A 15,531-nucleotide genomic window follows, 5' to 3' on the forward strand; every position below is an offset into this window, starting at 1 on the left:
GACACGCGGGGCGGTTCTACAGTGGAGTTTGCTCCCGACGCGCCCGCTGACTAGCGTGGCTCCGGCAGTTATCCACAGGCTCGAGGTCTTCTCGCCGTCGGTCCTGCGGAACATCGATCACCCCGGGGGGGCCATGTCACAGCACGACGCACCAGACGTTCCGATCTGGGCGAAGGTGCTGTCCGAGCTCACGGCCGACGACCGCGTCACGCCGCAGCTGCAGGGCTTCCTCAGCCTCGCCGTGCCGCAGGGCGTCATGGGCGGAACGCTCTACCTCGACGTGCCGAACGACCTGACCGCGGCGCAGATCAACAAGCGCATGCGCCTGTCGCTCATGGAGGCCCTGGCCCGCGTCGGCGACGACGACGTGTCCAGCTTCCGGGTGGTCGTGAACCCCGACCTCATCGATCAGCCGCCCGTCAGCTCCTCCGCGCCCGTCTCGGCTCCCGCGTCGTCGCCGGCCCCGGTGCTCGAGCGGCCCAGTCTCGATGAGCAGCCGGATGCCGCGGCATCCGGTTCGCGGAGCGACACCCGCCTCAACCCCAAGTACACGTTCGACAACTTCGTCATCGGCCAGTCCAACCGCTTCGCGCACGCGGCCGCCGTCGCTGTCGCCGAGGCGCCGGCCAAGGCCTACAACCCGCTGTTCATCTACGGGGACTCGGGTCTCGGCAAGACGCACCTGCTCCACGCCATCGGCGACTACGCCGTCAGCATGTTCCCCGGTGTGCGGGTGCGCTACGTCTCGAGCGAAGAGTTCACCAACGACTTCATCAACTCGATCGCGAACAACCGCGGCTCGGCCTTCCAGGCCCGGTACCGCGACGTCGACATCCTCATGATCGACGACATCCAGTTCCTGCAGGGACGTGCCGAGACGCAGGAGGCGTTCTTCCACACCTTCAACACCCTGCACGACCATGACAAGCAGGTCGTGATCACCAGCGACGTGCCGCCCAAGCACCTCACCGGCTTCGAGGACCGCATGCGCAGCCGCTTCGAGTGGGGCCTCATCACCGACGTGCAGGCGCCCGACCTCGAGACGCGCATCGCGATCCTCCGCAAGAAGGCGCAGAGCGAGCGGCTGCAGATCCCCGACGAGGTGCTCGAGTACATCGCCACCGTCGTGTCGAAGAACATCCGTGAACTGGAGGGTGCGCTGATCCGCGTCTCGGCCTTCGCGAGCCTCAACCGCTCGAGCCTCGACATCTCGCTGGCGCAGACCGTGCTGCGCGACATCGTCGATCAGGACGAGGGCAACGTCATCTCGCCGACGGACATCATCACGGCGACCGCGGCGTACTTCAAGCTGACGGTGGACGACCTCTACGGCTCGAGCCGTTCGCAGGCCGTCGCCACCGCGCGCCAGATCGCCATGTACCTGTGCCGGGAGCGCACGAGCCTCTCCCTCCCCAAGATCGGTCAGCTCTTCGGAAACCGCGATCACACCACCGTGATGTACGCGTACAAGAAGATCAGCGACCTCATGAAGGAGCGGCGCTCGCTCTACAACCAGGTCACGGAGATCACCACGCAGCTCGGCCGCGCCGGCCGCTGAGCAGCATCCGATCATGCCTCTGCGGGCATGACGCTCGTCGATCCCGCATTCGTCGCGCTCCGCACGAGGCGGCCCCGAATCGTCCTTGACAGCGACGTCGGCGGACGCCATCATCGCGTTCTGCACAGTGTGGATAACTTGTGGATAAGTCCGCCGACGAATCACACACCTGTGCACGGATGTGGACAGCGGGTGAATCCGCGCCGACGCGTCGATGATCGGATGTCGACTCCTCCGCAGCGCGTCCACATCTCACACGCGTGTAGTTCCCAGCGGACGACAACGATCCACCGACTTATCCACAGTTTCCACAGCGGTTAAGAAGATGACACTTAACTCTCTGATGAAGCGACGTCGATCACCTCGACGGCGGAGAGCCCGATCCGCTGGCGCGTCTCGGCGCGGGCACTAGCATGGGTAAGCCATGCCGTCGTCGAGGGAGCCCGCGTGAAATTCCACGTCAACCGTGATGTGTTCAGCGAAGCAGTGTCCTTCGTCGTGAAGCTGCTTCCCCAGCGCAACCCCCAGCCGATCCTGGCCGGTGTGCTGATCGAGGCGGGCGACGCCGGACTCTCGCTGTCGGCCTTCGACTATGAGGCCTCCGCACGCACCACGATCGAGGCGACCGTCGATGACCCGGGCACGATCCTCGTGCACGGACGTCTGCTGTCCGAGATCGCCAGCCGTCTGCCCAACGCCCCGATCCAGATCGAGGTCGACGACGACGGCGGGATCCTCCTGAGCTGCGGGTCCGCGCGCTTCACGCTCGCCTCGATGCCGGTGCAGGAATATCCCGCCATCCCCGAGGTGTCGGGAGAGTCCGGCCTCGTCCCGGCCGAGGACTTCGCCACCGCCATCGCCCAGGTCGCCTTCGCCGCCTCGCGCGACGACGTCACCCCGGTGCTCACGGGCGTGCAGCTCGAAGTCAGCGGCACGAGCCTGAGCCTCGTCGCGACCGACCGCTACCGGGTCGCCCTCCGGGAGATCCCGTGGGACGGCGGCACCGCGGCGTCGGCGGAGACGATGACGGCCCTCGTGCCGGCACGGACGCTGCAGGAGGTCGGCAAGACCTTCGCGCACGGCGGCGACATCTCGATCGCCTTCTCCGGGGCGGGCGACCGCGAGATCATCGCGTTCACCGCCGGCAACAAGACGGTGACGTCGCTGCTGATCAAGGGCAACTTCCCGCCCGTGCGGCGGCTCTTCCCCGAGGCCACCGAGCACGCCGCGGTCGTCAACACCGCCGAGCTGGTCGAAGCCGTCCGTCGCGTCGCGCTGGTGCTGGACCGTTCGGCGCCGCTGCGCTTCACGTTCACGACCGACAGCGTGTCGATGGATGCCTCGGGCACGGAGCAGGCGCGGGCCACCGAGTCCGTCGACGCCAACCTCGTGGGCGAGGACGTGACGCTGGGCCTCAATCCGCAGTACCTGCTCGAGTCCCTCTCGGCTGTCCGGAGCGAGTTCGCGCGCATCACGTTCACGTCGAGTGAGAACGCGAACAAGCTGAGCCCGGTGCTCGTCACCCCGCAGACCTCGGTCGACAAGGGCGGCGACGGCTCGTTCAAGTACCTGCTGCAGCCGAACCTCCTCCTGCGCTGATCCGGTTCCTCGTCCCGGAGCGGGTGTGGGTGGCGCCGAATAGGGTGTCACAGTGATCGTGGAGCACCTGAACCTCATCGACTTCCGCAACTACGCGGTCGCCGATGTCGCGCTCGTGCCCGGGCCGAACGTCTTCGTCGGCCGCAACGGCCAGGGCAAGACGAACCTGGCCGAGGCCATCGGCTTCTTCGCGACGCTCGGCTCCCACCGGGTCTCGAGCGATGCGCCGATGGTGCGCGACGGTGCCGATGCCGCCATCATCCGCGCTCGCCTCCGCCATGGCGAACGCAGCGTGCAGCTCGAGGTGCAGCTCAACCGGCAGGGGGCGAACAAGGCGCGCATCGGCGGTGCTCCGGTGAAGGTGACCGAGCTGCCGCGCTATGCGCAGGTCGTCCTCTTCGCCCCGGAGGATCTGCAGATCGTACGATCCGATCCCTCCGCCCGCCGTCGCTTCGCCGACCAGCTCCTCGTGCAGCGCTCACCGCGGCTGGCGGGTGTCTTCGCCGACTACGACCGCGTGCTGCGCCAGCGCACCGCGCTCCTCAAGTCGGCGCGGGCCCGCGGCATACGCGGCGATGCGCTCTCCACGCTCGATGTGTGGGACGACAAGCTCGTCGCGCTCGGCACCGAGGTGATCGTCGCTCGGCTCCGTCTCGCAGAAGATCTCGCCGAACCGCTGTCGCGCGCCTACACCGCGATCGCCGGCGCCGACCACGAGCCGCGCATCGAGTGGGCGCTGTCGGTCGGGGGCGGCGATCCGGAGGAGGACGAAGAGGGCGCGGATGCCGCGGCATCCACTCCCGCGCAGATCGCCGAGCTCTTCCGCGCGGCCCTGACGGCCAAGCGCTCGGCCGAGCTCGAGCGCGGCATCACCCTCGTCGGACCCCACCGCGACGACCTCGTCCTGCGGGTGCGCGGCCTGCCGGTCAAGGGATACGCGTCGCACGGGGAGTCGTGGTCGGTCGCCCTCAGCCTGCGTCTCGCCTCGGCCGACCTGCTCCGCGCCGAGTCGCAGCTCGGCGACCCGGTGCTGATCCTCGACGACGTGTTCGCCGAGCTCGACGCCGATCGCCGAGCCCGGCTCGCGACATTGGCGGCCGACTACGAGCAGGTCATCGTCACCGCCGCGGTCGAGGCCGACGTGCCGGCGGGCCTTCGCGCCCGGATCGTGCGGGTGGAGGCCGGGCGCATCCTGGAGGCGGCGGATGTCTGAGCCGGCAGACGGCGCCGCACCGGCTGCGCGCACCGAGGCGTCCGGCATCGACGACATCCCCGAGACGATCGCGACCTACATGCGGCTGCGCGGCATGGCGCCGTCGCCCCGCCGGTCGCGACGCACCCGCGTGCGCCGCGACGACGAGAACGAGCCGTTCAGCAAGGGTCGCGACCCGCACGGCGTCGGCGACGTGCTCGCCACACTCACCCGGACGGCCGGCTGGGACCCGCAGCTGGCCCGCGAGGACCTGGTGCTGCAGTGGGAGGACGTGGCCGGTGCGGACACCGCGCGGCACACGAAACTCGTCGCGCTCTCCGACGGCACCCTCACCGTCCAGGCCGACTCCACGGCGTGGGCGAAGCAGCTCCAGCTGATGCGCGCGCACATCCTCTCGGAGGTGCTTCGGCGCTTCCCCGAGGCAGGGGTCGAGAACGTCCGCTTCATCGGGCCTGACGTCCCCTCCTGGAAATGGGGTCCCAGAGCCATTCCAGGGCGCGGTCCGCGCGATACCTACGGCTGAGCCACGTCCGGACTCCTCCACAAGCATTTGATCGCGGCACAGAGGCGCAGAACCGGTGCCGGCCTCACGTCTTTGATAGACTGGAAATGACCGACGAACCGATGTGGAGCGCTCGAACCTATGACGTCACTCACCCCCGACAGCGTTCCTGAAGAACCCGAATCGCAGCCCGCACCGAAGGTTCACAACGAATACGGGGCCGACGAGATCCAGGTCCTCGAGGGACTCGAGGCGGTTCGCAAACGACCCGGCATGTACATCGGCTCCACGGGGCCCCGCGGTCTCCACCACCTCGTGCAGGAGATCGTCGACAACTCGGTCGACGAGGCCCTCGCCGGCTACTGCGACACGATCCTCGTCACGATCCTCGCCGACGGCGCCGTGCGCGTCGTCGACAACGGTCGCGGCATCCCGGTCGACGTCCACAAGACCGAGGGAAAGTCGACCGTCGAGGTCGTGCTGACCGTGCTGCACGCCGGCGGCAAGTTCGGCGGCGGCGGCTACGCGGTGTCGGGCGGCCTGCACGGCGTCGGCTCCTCCGTCGTCAACGCCCTGTCCACGCGCCTCGAGGTCGAGGTGCGCCGTCAGGGCTACGTGTGGCGCCAGTCGTACCGCGACGGCGGTGTTCCGCAGGCGCCACTCGAGCGCGCCGAGGAGAGCGACGAGACCGGCACGACCATCACGTTCTGGCCCGACGCGTCCATCTTCGAGAGCGTCGACTTCGACTACGAGACGCTCCGCACGCGCTTCCAGCAGATGGCCTTCCTCAATAAGGGGCTGCGCATCGACCTTCTCGACGAGCGCCCGCAGGCCGCGATCGACGAAGAGGTCGAGCCCGGCACGACCGTGCTCGTGCAGCGGCACGACACCTTCCTCTACGAACGAGGGCTCGTCGACTACGTCGAATACCTCAACAAGGTGCGCCACGCCGATCACGTCAACGAGGTGATCATCGACTTCGAGTCGGAGGACACCGAGCGCAAGATCGCCCTCGAGGTCGCGATGCAGTGGACGACGAGCTACACCGAGAACGTCTTCACCTACGCGAACACCATCAACACACACGAGGGCGGAACGCACGAAGAGGGCTTCCGCGCCGCGCTGACGACGCTGGTGAACAAGTACGCCCGCGCCAACGGGCTGCTCAAGGAGAAGGACGACAACCTGTCGGGCGACGACGTGCGCGAGGGTCTCACCGCCGTCATCTCCGTCAAGCTGTCCGAGCCGCAGTTCGAGGGCCAGACCAAGACGAAGCTCGGCAACACCGAGGCGAAGGCCTTCGTGCAGAAGGTCGTCGGCGACCGGCTCGGCGACTGGTTCGACCGCAACCCGGCGCAGGCGAAGAACATCATCCGGAAGGCCATCGACGCCGCCACCGCCCGGCTCGCTGCGCGCAAGGCGCGCGAGACCGCGCGACGCAAGAGCGTGTTCGAGAGCGCCGCGATGCCCGACAAGCTCAAGGACTGCACGAGCAAAGACCCGTCGATCAGCGAGATCTTCCTCGTGGAGGGCGACTCGGCCGGCGGTTCGGCGGTGCAGGGACGCGACCCGCACACGCAGGCGATCCTGGCGCTGCGCGGCAAGATCCTCAACGTCGAGCGGGCCCGGCTCGACCGCGCGCTCGGCAACAAAGAGGTCCAGGCGATGATCCAGGCCTTCGGCACGGGCATCGGCGAGGACTTCGACATCACCAAGGCCCGGTACCACAAGATCGTCCTGATGGCCGATGCCGACGTCGACGGCCAGCACATCACGACGCTGCTGCTCACCCTCCTGTTCCGCTACATGCGCGGGCTCATCGAGGCGGGCTTCGTCTACCTCGCCCAGCCCCCGCTCTACCGGCTGAAGTGGTCGAACGCCCCGCACGAGTACGTCTACAGCGATCGCGAGCGCGACGCGCTGCTCACCGAGGGCGTCGCCGGCGGGAAGCGCATTCCGAAGGACAACGGCATCCAGCGCTACAAGGGCCTCGGCGAGATGAACGACAAGGAGCTGTGGGAGACGACCATGGATCCGGAGACCCGCACGCTGCTGCAGGTCACCATCGACGACGCCGCCGCGGCCGACGAGATCTTCTCGGTGCTGATGGGCGAAGACGTCGAGTCGCGGCGCTCCTTCATCCAGCGCAACGCCAAAGACGTCCGCTTCCTCGACATCTGATCCCTCGACGAGCTCAGCGACCGGTACACAGAGAAGAATCACATGACTGACGACGCACTGCCCGACGCTCCCGAGCACAATCACGGCCAGATCGACCAGGTCGATCTGCAGTACGAGATGCAGCGCAGCTATCTCGACTACGCGATGAGCGTGATCGTCGGTCGCGCGCTGCCGCGCGTCGAAGACGGACTCAAGCCCGTGCACCGCCGGGTGATCTACGGCATGTACGACGGCGGCTTCCGGCCCGACAAGTCGTTCTCGAAGTGCGCCAGAGTCGTCGGCGAGGTGATGGGTCAGTACCACCCGCACGGTGACGCCCCGATCTACGACGCGCTCGTCCGTCTCGTGCAGCCCTGGTCGCTGCGCTACCCGCTCGCGCTCGGCCAGGGCAACTTCGGCTCGCCCGGCAACCAGGGAGCCGCCGCCCCGCGGTACACCGAGACCAAGATGTCTCCGCTCGCGCTCGAGATGGTGCGCGACATCGAGGAAGACACGGTCGACTTCCAGGACAACTACGACGGGCAGACGCAGGAGCCCACGGTCCTCCCGGCCCGCTTCCCGAACCTGCTGGTCAACGGATCGGTCGGCATCGCGGTCGGCATGGCCACCAACATCCCGCCGCACAACCTCCGCGAGGTCTCCGCCGGCGCGATGTGGGCGCTCGAGAACCCCGACGCCTCCCGCGAGGAGCTGCTCGAGGCGCTCATGGAGCGCATCCCCGGACCCGACTTCCCGACGGCCGCCCAGATCCTCGGCACGCGGGGCATCAAGGACGCCTACCGCACCGGTCGCGGCTCCATCACGATGCGTGCGGTCGTCAACGTCGAGGAGGTGCAGGGACGCACCTGCCTCGTCATCACCGAGCTGCCGTACCAGGTGAACCCCGACAACGTCGCGGTCAAGATCAGCGATCTCGCGCGCGAGGGCAAGATCACCGGCATCGCCGACATCCGCGACGAGTCCTCGGGTCGCACCGGTCAGCGCCTCGTCATCGTCCTCAAGCGCGACGCCGTCGCGAAGGTCGTGCTGAACAACCTGTACAAGCACACGCAGCTGCAGGAGAACTTCGGCGCGAACATGCTGGCCATCGTCGACGGCGTGCCGCGCACGCTGCCGCTCGACGGCTTCGTGTCGCACTGGATCGATCACCAGATCGACGTCATCATCCGCCGCACGCGGTTCCGGCTCCGCAAGGCCGAGGAGCGCATGCACATCCTGCGCGCGCTTCTGAAGGCGCTCGACGCGCTCGACGAGGTCATCGCCCTGATCCGTCGCTCACCGACGGTCGACGAAGCCCGAGGGGGGCTCAAGACACTCCTCGAGATCGACGACATCCAGGCCGAAGCGATCCTGACGATGCAGCTGCGTCGTCTCGCCGCGCTGGAACGACAGAAGATCCTCGACGAGGCCACAGAGCTCGAGGCGCAGATCACCGAGTTCAAGGCGATCCTGGCCGACCCCGAGCGTCAGCGCACGATCATCCGCGACGAGCTCTCGACGATCGTCGACCGCTTCGGCGACGACCGCCGCACCGAGATCCTCTACGGATACGAAGGCGGCATGACCAATGAGGACCTCATCCCCGAGGAGGAGATGGTCATCACCGTCACGCGCGACGGATACATCAAGCGCACCCGCAGCGACAACTACCGTCAGCAGCACCGCGGCGGCCGCGGCGTCAAAGGCGCGCAGCTGCGCGCCGACGACGTGGTCGAGCACTTCTTCGTCACCACGACGCACCACTGGCTCCTCTTCTTCACCGACAAGGGCCGCGTCTACCGCTCGAAGGCCTACGAGGTGCCCGAGGCCGGCCGCGACGCGAAGGGCCAGCACGTGGCGAACCTCCTCGCCCTGCAGCCCGACGAGGAGATCGCGCAGATCCTCGACATCCGCGACTACTCGGTCGCCACCTACCTGGTGCTGGCCACCCGCCGCGGGCTCGTGAAGAAGACACGTCTCCTCGAGTACGACACCAACAGGCAGGGTGGCGTCATCGCCATCAAGCTGCGCCCCGAAGCAGGCGAGGTCGACGATGACGGTGCGGGCGAGGCATCCGATGAGCTCGTCAGCGCGCTGCTCGTCGACGAGGGCGACGACATCCTGCTCATCAGCCGTCAGGGCATGTCGCTGCGGTTCTCGGCCACGGATGAGGCGCTCCGCCCCATGGGCCGGTCGACCTCCGGTGTGCGGGGCATGTCCTTCCGCGAGGACGACAGCCTGCTCTCGGCATCGGTCGCCGCGGACGACGCCTACGTGTTCGTCGTGACGGAAGGCGGCTACGCCAAGCGCACCGCCGTCGACCAGTACCGGGTGCAGGGCCGAGGCGGTCTGGGCATCAAGGTGGCCAAGCTGAACGTCGATCGCGGTGTTCTCGCGGGCGGTCTGATCGTCAGCGAGGACGACGAGGTCTTGGTGGTTCTTGCCAGTGGCAAGGTGGTACGCTCTGCCGTGGCCGAGGTGCCCGCCAAGGGTCGCGACACGATGGGTGTCGTGTTCGCCCGAGCCGGAGACGATGACAAGATCATCGCGATCGCGCGCAACGGCGAGCGTGGCCTGACCGAGGAGACGGAGGCCGCCGCCGAAGACGCGCAGGCAGCCCCCGACGGCTCCGCAGACAGCCCCGAAGGAAGTACGCACGCATGAGCACGGTAGCCGACAAGCTGGCGAAGAAGTCGTCGCACAAGACCAGCTCCAAGCAGGTCCGACTGCGGCTGGTCTACGTGGACTTCTGGTCGGCGGTCAAGCTGTCGTTCCTGGCGGCCGTCGCCCTGGCGATCGTCACGATCGTCACCTTCTTCCTGGTGTACATGGTCATCCAGACGACCGGTCTGGTCGGCAAGGTCGATGAGTTCTTCACGAGCTTCTCCGACGGCGGAGTGTCGATCACGCAGTTCGTCGGCCTCCCGCAGGTGATGGCGTTCGCGGCGGTCGTCGCGATCCTCAACCTGATCGTCGTGACGGTGCTCGGCGCCGTCATGGCCGGCATCTACAACCTGGCGGTGAAGGTGACCGGCGGACTGCTGGTCGGGTTCACCTCCAACTGACGACGGAGCCCGGCCGATTCGAGAAATCGGGTCGCGTCGGGTAAAGTCTGGGAGGTTGACGGCGCGCAGCGTCGCAGCGTTTCGGGGCTATAGCTCAGGCGGTTAGAGCGCTTCACTGATAATGAAGAGGTCCCAGGTTCAAGTCCTGGTAGCCCCACACACAGATCCCTCGGGGGCCTTAGCTCAGTTGGTAGAGCGCCTGCTTTGCAAGCAGGATGTCAGGAGTTCGAATCTCCTAGGCTCCACAGTGAGACGGAAGCCGGCCCGCGGGCCGGCTTCCGTCGTTTCCGGCCCCTCTTCCGCCCCGGGCTGCCGTCGGGCCCCTTCGCTAGGGTGAGCGGCATGGACATGCGGGTCGCGGCGTACGCGGTCATCACCGACGACGCCGACCGCGTCCTGCTCGCCCACTGGAACGAGGGCCGCCGCTCGGCGTGGACGATGCCCGGTGGCGGACTGGAGGCCGGAGAGGACCCCGAGCACGCCGCGCGCCGCGAGGTGCGGGAGGAGACGGGCTACACCGTGGTCCTCGACGCGCTGCTCGGCATCCACTCCCGCGTGATCCCCGCAGGCCGTCGCATCGTTCCGGGCACCGCGGGGCCTCTGCACGCGCTGCGCATCGTCTACCGCGCCCACATCACCGGCGGCCACCTGCGCAACGAGACGGACGGCTCCACCGATCGTGCCGACTGGTTCCCGCTCGACCGCCTCGCGGCGCTGCAGCGCGTCAAGCTCGTCGACATCGCCCTCGAGATGGCAGGGCTCAGCGCGGTCGCCTGAGGCTCAGGACGCCGGCTGCGAGATGTCGGCCACGGTCGCTCCGTAAGCGCGGATCAGGTCGTCGGCGTCGACGAAGAGACTGCGGCCGTGCGCGCCGGCGCCCATGGCGATGCGGTGCCCGACGATCCTCTCGTCGGCGAACACGGGCCAGTCGGTCGAGCTTCCGATGGGCACGATGGTGCCGCGCTCGTAGCCCGTCGCGGCCAAGGCCTTGTCGGGGCTCGGCAGCTGCAGCTTGTTCACGCCGACGACGGCCCGCAGGAGCGGCCACGAGATCGAGCGGTCGCCCGGGATCAGGGCGAACAGGTAGGTGTCGTCGCTGCGCTTGACGACCAGCGTCTTCACGATGGCAGACGCGTCGACGCCCAGCAGCGCGGCAGCCTCGGGGAGGCTGTCGGCTGCTGGGCGTTCGACGATCTCGATCGTCAATCCTCGAGCGGATGCCGCGGCCCGCACTCGTGCGGTCGCGTCATCGTTCACGCGTCGGGGGCGCGCAGCGGGTCGTCGGCGACCCAGAGCTCGTCGTCGGCGCGCAGCGTCTGCCACGCGGCGTAGGCGACACCGGCTGCGGCGGCCACACCGAGGAGGATGGCGATGACGCCGCCGGCGCCCATGCCCTTCTTCTTCGGCTCGAGGCGCGACAGCTGGGCGGAGAGCTTGCGGGTGGCCCGCTTGCCGTACTTGTCGGCGCGCTTGGCGTACTTCTTGCCGTCAGGCAGGGACAGGCCCTTGCCGGCGGCGAGGCGTGCGCGCGTGTCACCCGCGGCGTCCCAGATGGACAGCGCGGAACCGACGACGGCACCCGCGCCGGGGATGACCTTGTCGGACAGCACGCGGCGCGAGACCTGCGCGCTGCGGTCGATCACGGGCTCGGCGTACTTGCCGTAGGCGCCGCGGACGGTGGGCACGATCTCCTCGCGACCGTAGTTGCCGAGCTGGCGGCCGGCGTCACGCACGGCGTGACCCGCCTGGTCGACGAGGACCTGCTGCGACTCCCACAGATCGTTGAGCTTCGACTGGAGCTTGTGGAGTTCCTTCTTGCGCTTGCGACTCAGGCTCACGGGGGCCCTCCCTCTCAGTAAACAGGTTCCCCCATCTTGCCAGACCGACCTATGGGCGGGAGGGGTTGCAGAGATGTCTGGAAGAATGTACGTATGCCTCAGCACACAGCAGTCGCCACCCTGCACACGAACCACGGCGACATCGTCGTCAACCTCTTCGGAGACCACGCACCCCGCACGGTGCAGAACTTCATCGGACTCTCGGACGGAAGCGGGTCCTGGACCCACCCGGGCACCGGCAAGCCCGGCGAAGGCGCCCTGTACCAGGACGTCGTCTTCCACCGCATCATCCCCAACTTCATGATCCAGGGCGGCGACCCGCTCGGTCAGGGCGTCGGCGGACCCGGCTACAACTTCGACGACGAGATCAACGGCGAGCTGAACTTCAACGCGCCGTACGTGCTCGCCATGGCCAACGCCGGCCTGCGTCGCAACGCCATCACCGGCAAGGCCGAGGGCACCAACGGATCGCAGTTCTTCATCACGACGGATCCGACCCCGTGGCTGCAGGGCAAGCACACGATCTTTGGCGAGGTCGCCGATGACGCCTCGCGCGCCGTCGTGGACGCCATCGCGGCCGTGCCCACCGGTGCCGGCGACCGCCCGATCGAGCCCGTCGTCCTGCAGTCCGTCGACATCGCACAGGTCTGAGCCGCTCCGCGGCCCTCGATGACGACTGACGAGTTCCGTCGCAACAGCGACAACTTCTGCTACCGGCATCCTGACCGGCAGAGCTTCGTCCTGTGTCAGCGGTGCCTCCGGACGATCTGTCCGGAGTGCCAGACGCAGGCGGCCGTCGGCGTCATCTGCCCGGAGTGCCTGCGCGACCAGCAGCGCGCGCAGACCCCCGCCCAGGCGAAGGCGCAGCGTCGCTGGCAGCGCTCCACCGTGCGGCCCGTCGCCGTGCGCGACGGCCGTCCGGTGATGACGTACGGCATCATCGCGGTGACGGTGGTGCTGTTCGTCACGCAGCTGATCCCGAACTCGCCGACGCTGCAGCTGTTCGCCTTCAACAGCCTGTTCGTCCTCCCGGGCGGCCCCGCGCCGTTCGAGCCCTGGCGACTGCTCACCGTGCTCGTCACCCACAGCGGCTTCTGGCACGTGGGCCTGAACATGCTCGCGCTGTTCATGATCGGCGGAAGCCTCGAGCCCCTGCTCGGGCGGTGGCGCTTCCTCGCTCTCTACCTGATCAGCGGCCTCGGCGGCTCGGTCGCGGTGGCCCTTCTCGCGCCCGCGACGACGGTGGTCGGCGCGTCGGGTGCGATCTTCGGCATGTTCGGCGCCCTGCTGGTGATCGGCCGGCACGTCGGCGCGAACATCACCGGCATCGCGATCGTGATCGGCATCAACCTGGCCATCTCGTTCGTGCCGCTGCTGATCGGACTGTTCGGCGGTGCGGTGTCGGGCCCGCAGATCTCGTGGCAGGCGCACGTCGGCGGACTCGCGGTCGGGGCGCTGATCGGGCTGATCTTCGCCCGCACGAGATCGGCGCGACGGCGGGGCCTTCAGGTCGGCCTCCTGGCGACGACGACGGTCGGGCTGCTCGCCCTGCTGCTGCTGCCGCCGGTCATCTACGGCTGATCCACCCACCGCGTCGAACAGAGAAGCGCCCGGCTCCGGCCGGGCGCTTCTGCGTTCGTCGAACGATGGATGGTGCGCTTATCCACAGCTTTGTCCACAGGTGGGGACAAATGACAGCGGTGTAATTACCGCCAGCGCGTGGTCATGAGGAACCCGACGAAGGCGATGCCGAAACCGATCACGAGGTTCCAGGGGCCGATGCCGGGGATCGGGAACAGCATGCCGCTCAGGTAGAACACCAGAACCCAGACGAGTCCGAGCAGCATGAGTCCGATCATGATCGGCTTGAACCAGACCGGGTTGGGTGCTGCTTCGCCCTCGCTGCGGTCGACGAGCGCATCGTCTCTGCCAGATCGTGCCATGCGCACCATCCTAACCGCCGAGGAGAAGGGGCGCCGAGAGCCGCCCTGGCTAGACTCCACTCGTGGCAGCAGCAGTGGACGAGGGCGCGCTCCGGCGTCGCGGTCGTCGGCCGCGACACCGTGTCACTTTCTTCGGAGTGGTCGGCGAGCTGCTCATCACCCTCGGCGTCGTCACACTCCTCTACGTCAGCTGGCAGCTGTGGATCGGTGACATCCTCATCGGATCGCAGATGAAGGACGAGGCGCAGTCGCTCTCGCAGCAGTGGGCGGAGGAGCCCGTGGCTCCCCTGCCGTCGGCGACGGGCGGGACGACGCCGGCGGCACCGCCCGCCACCGCCGACCCCCCCGCGCTTCCGGAGCCGGCAGCGGGTCAGGAGTTCGGCGTCGTGTGGATCCCGCGCTTCGGCCCCGACTTCAGCTTCCGGCTCGCGGGCGGAGTCGACACCGCCGTGACGCTCGACCCGATCGGCATCGGTCACTATCCCGAGACGGCGATGCCGGGGCAGATGGGCAACTTCGCCGTCGCCGGCCACCGGGGCAGCCACGGCGCTCCCTTCCAGGACCTCCCGTCTCTGCGCATCGGCGACGCCGTCGTCATCGAAACGCAGGAGGGCTGGTTCACGTACCGCTTCCGCAACCTCGAGTACGTCCGGCCGAGCGCCGTCGACGTGCTGCTCCCCGTGCCGCAGGTCTCCGACATCGCGACCGACGGCAGGTACATCACGATGACGACGTGCAGCCCGCGCTACGGCTCGTCGGAGCGCGCCATCGCGTACGGCGTCTTCGAGTCGTTCACGCCGCGCTCCTCCGGTGCGCCCGTCGCGCTGACCGAGGGGGCCGCCGCCTGATGTACGCCGCCCTGTGGAGAGTGCTGCCCGGCCCGTGGTGGGTGCGGGTGCTGATCCTGCTCGTGCTGGCCGTTGCCGTGCTCTACGGCCTGTTCTTCCACGTCTTCCCCTGGGTCGGCGAGATCGTGAACCCCCAGGAGGTCACGGTCCAGTGACCGCGCCGCGCCCCCGCGTGCTCGTGGTCGACAACCATGACAGCTTCGTCCACACCCTCGTCGGCTACCTGCGCGAGCTCGGGGCCGACACCGACATGGTCGAGGCCGACGCGATCGATCCCCAGGGGACGGATGCTGCGCTCCGCCCCTACGGTGCGGTGCTCGTGTCGCCCGGACCGGGTACACCGGCCCGGGCGGGTGCGTCGGTGCAGGTCGTCCGCGCGGCGGCGAGCCGCGGCATCCCGCTCCTGGGCGTCTGCCTCGGACACCAGGCGCTCGCCGAGGCGTTCGGAGCCACGGTCGCGCACGCGCCGGAGCTCATGCACGGGATGACCTCACCGGTGCGCCATGGGGACGACGCGCTCTACGCCGGCCTGCCCGACCCCTTCACCGCGACCCGCTACCACTCGCTCGCGGTGGTGCCCGAGACGGTGCCCGACGACCTCGTCGTGACCGCGCGGACGGCCGACGGCGTGATCATGGGCCTCCGCCACCGCGAGTTGCCGCTGCAGGGCGTGCAGTTCCACCCCGAGAGCGTGCTCACCGAGGGCGGCTACCGGCTTCTCGGCAATTGGCTCGAGGGCGTCGGCGTGGCGGGTGCCGCCGAGAAGGGTGCGACGCTCCGTCCGCACCGCTGAGCCGGCGCGCTC

At 68.4% G+C, this 15,531-nt stretch carries 16 protein-coding genes and 2 tRNA genes; 15 read left to right on the forward strand and 3 right to left on the reverse strand.

Annotated features, from left to right (window positions below; translation table 11 throughout):
• Positions 1-133: 133 nt before the first annotated feature.
• From dnaA to CVS47_RS00050, 10 genes are all read left to right on the forward strand, one after another.
• Positions 134-1,558 (forward strand): chromosomal replication initiator protein DnaA, encoded by a 1,425-nt coding sequence (gene dnaA, locus CVS47_RS00005; protein WP_127094246.1) that lies wholly within the window; start codon positions 134-136, stop codon positions 1,556-1,558.
• Positions 1,559-2,005: 447 nt separating this feature from the next.
• Positions 2,006-3,157: a DNA polymerase III subunit beta gene (gene dnaN / locus CVS47_RS00010; RefSeq protein ID WP_127094247.1), complete on the forward strand. Its 1,152-nt coding sequence runs from the start codon at positions 2,006-2,008 to the stop codon at positions 3,155-3,157.
• A 52-nt stretch (positions 3,158-3,209) separates the two neighbouring features.
• Positions 3,210-4,370 carry a DNA replication/repair protein RecF gene (gene recF, locus CVS47_RS00015; RefSeq protein WP_127094248.1) on the forward strand — a complete coding sequence of 387 codons (1,161 nt, stop codon included), beginning with the start codon at positions 3,210-3,212 and terminating at the stop codon, positions 4,368-4,370.
• Complete coding sequence (locus tag CVS47_RS00020) at positions 4,363-4,893, forward strand: DciA family protein (RefSeq protein ID WP_127094249.1); 531 nt, start codon at positions 4,363-4,365, stop codon at positions 4,891-4,893. The genes recF and CVS47_RS00020 overlap by 8 nt, the downstream gene beginning before the upstream one ends.
• A gap of 120 nt (positions 4,894-5,013) precedes the next feature.
• Complete coding sequence (gene gyrB, locus CVS47_RS00025; RefSeq protein WP_127094250.1) at positions 5,014-7,053, forward strand: DNA topoisomerase (ATP-hydrolyzing) subunit B; 2,040 nt, start codon at positions 5,014-5,016, stop codon at positions 7,051-7,053.
• A gap of 42 nt (positions 7,054-7,095) precedes the next feature.
• Complete coding sequence (gene gyrA, locus CVS47_RS00030) at positions 7,096-9,696, forward strand: DNA gyrase subunit A (RefSeq protein WP_127094251.1); 2,601 nt, start codon at positions 7,096-7,098, stop codon at positions 9,694-9,696.
• Positions 9,693-10,097 carry a DUF3566 domain-containing protein gene (locus tag CVS47_RS00035; RefSeq protein ID WP_127094252.1) on the forward strand — a complete coding sequence of 135 codons (405 nt, stop codon included), beginning with the start codon at positions 9,693-9,695 and terminating at the stop codon, positions 10,095-10,097. Before gyrA ends, CVS47_RS00035 begins: the two co-directional genes overlap by 4 nt.
• An 83-nt stretch (positions 10,098-10,180) precedes the next feature.
• Positions 10,181-10,254, forward strand: a tRNA-Ile gene (locus tag CVS47_RS00040).
• A 15-nt stretch (positions 10,255-10,269) separates the two neighbouring features.
• Positions 10,270-10,342, forward strand: a tRNA-Ala gene (locus tag CVS47_RS00045).
• A gap of 97 nt (positions 10,343-10,439) precedes the next feature.
• Entirely contained in the window at positions 10,440-10,874 is a 435-nt protein-coding gene (locus CVS47_RS00050; RefSeq protein WP_127094253.1) for an NUDIX hydrolase, read from the forward strand.
• 3 nt (positions 10,875-10,877) lie between these two features.
• Here CVS47_RS00050 and CVS47_RS00055 read toward each other — a convergent pair whose 3' ends face one another.
• Positions 10,878-11,297, reverse strand: coding sequence for an aminoacyl-tRNA deacylase (locus tag CVS47_RS00055; protein WP_127097099.1), 420 nt, complete (start codon positions 11,295-11,297; stop codon positions 10,878-10,880).
• A 53-nt stretch (positions 11,298-11,350) separates the two neighbouring features.
• Positions 11,351-11,935 (reverse strand): DNA helicase, encoded by a 585-nt coding sequence (locus CVS47_RS00060; protein WP_127094254.1) that lies wholly within the window; start codon positions 11,933-11,935, stop codon positions 11,351-11,353.
• A 93-nt stretch (positions 11,936-12,028) separates the two neighbouring features.
• On the opposite strand from CVS47_RS00060, the gene CVS47_RS00065 reads away from it, so the two are divergent.
• Both CVS47_RS00065 and CVS47_RS00070 read left to right on the forward strand, forming a co-directional pair.
• Positions 12,029-12,586: a peptidylprolyl isomerase gene (locus CVS47_RS00065; protein WP_127094255.1), complete on the forward strand. Its 558-nt coding sequence runs from the start codon at positions 12,029-12,031 to the stop codon at positions 12,584-12,586.
• A gap of 18 nt (positions 12,587-12,604) precedes the next feature.
• The gene (locus tag CVS47_RS00070) at positions 12,605-13,516 is read left to right on the forward strand and encodes a rhomboid family intramembrane serine protease (protein ID WP_127094256.1); all 912 of its coding nucleotides are present in this window, start codon (positions 12,605-12,607) and stop codon (positions 13,514-13,516) included.
• Positions 13,517-13,641: 125 nt separating this feature from the next.
• Here the strand turns inward: CVS47_RS00070 and CVS47_RS00075 are convergent, their stop codons facing one another.
• Entirely contained in the window at positions 13,642-13,878 is a 237-nt protein-coding gene (locus CVS47_RS00075) for a cell division protein CrgA (protein ID WP_127094257.1), read from the reverse strand.
• A gap of 62 nt (positions 13,879-13,940) precedes the next feature.
• Here CVS47_RS00075 and CVS47_RS00080 point away from each other — a divergent pair, with 62 nt between their 5' ends.
• From CVS47_RS00080 to CVS47_RS00085, 3 genes are read left to right on the forward strand one after another with little or no spacing between them, the layout of a single operon-like run.
• Entirely contained in the window at positions 13,941-14,726 is a 786-nt protein-coding gene (locus tag CVS47_RS00080) for a class E sortase (RefSeq protein ID WP_127094258.1), read from the forward strand.
• On the forward strand, positions 14,726-14,881 hold the full coding sequence (locus CVS47_RS16695) for a hypothetical protein (RefSeq protein WP_164734566.1): 156 nt from the start codon (positions 14,726-14,728) through the stop codon (positions 14,879-14,881). Before CVS47_RS00080 ends, CVS47_RS16695 begins: the two co-directional genes overlap by 1 nt.
• Positions 14,878-15,519 carry an anthranilate synthase component II gene (locus CVS47_RS00085; RefSeq protein WP_127094259.1) on the forward strand — a complete coding sequence of 214 codons (642 nt, stop codon included), beginning with the start codon at positions 14,878-14,880 and terminating at the stop codon, positions 15,517-15,519. The genes CVS47_RS16695 and CVS47_RS00085 overlap by 4 nt, the downstream gene beginning before the upstream one ends.
• Positions 15,520-15,531: the final 12 nt, after the last annotated feature.

It is taken from the genome of Microbacterium lemovicicum (assembly GCF_003991875.1).
In the GTDB taxonomy this organism is placed as follows: domain Bacteria; phylum Actinomycetota; class Actinomycetes; order Actinomycetales; family Microbacteriaceae; genus Microbacterium; species Microbacterium lemovicicum.

Bases quoted from the DNA above. Each gene is read 5' to 3' on its own strand.
- CVS47_RS00035 (WP_127094252.1), top strand. From the start codon at position 9,693: ATGAGCACGGTAGCCGACAAGCTGGCGAAGAAGTCGTCGCACAAGACC.
- gyrB (WP_127094250.1), top strand. From the start codon at position 5,014: ATGACGTCACTCACCCCCGACAGCGTTCCTGAAGAACCCGAATCGCAG.
- CVS47_RS00050 (WP_127094253.1), top strand. From the start codon at position 10,440: ATGGACATGCGGGTCGCGGCGTACGCGGTCATCACCGACGACGCCGAC.
- gyrA (WP_127094251.1), top strand. From the start codon at position 7,096: ATGACTGACGACGCACTGCCCGACGCTCCCGAGCACAATCACGGCCAG.
- CVS47_RS00070 (WP_127094256.1), top strand. From the start codon at position 12,605: ATGACGACTGACGAGTTCCGTCGCAACAGCGACAACTTCTGCTACCGG.
- CVS47_RS16695 (WP_164734566.1), top strand. From the start codon at position 14,726: ATGTACGCCGCCCTGTGGAGAGTGCTGCCCGGCCCGTGGTGGGTGCGG.
- CVS47_RS00020 (WP_127094249.1), top strand. From the start codon at position 4,363: ATGTCTGAGCCGGCAGACGGCGCCGCACCGGCTGCGCGCACCGAGGCG.
- CVS47_RS00065 (WP_127094255.1), top strand. From the start codon at position 12,029: ATGCCTCAGCACACAGCAGTCGCCACCCTGCACACGAACCACGGCGAC.
- CVS47_RS00075 (WP_127094257.1), bottom strand. From the start codon at position 13,878: ATGGCACGATCTGGCAGAGACGATGCGCTCGTCGACCGCAGCGAGGGC.
- dnaA (WP_127094246.1), top strand. From the start codon at position 134: ATGTCACAGCACGACGCACCAGACGTTCCGATCTGGGCGAAGGTGCTG.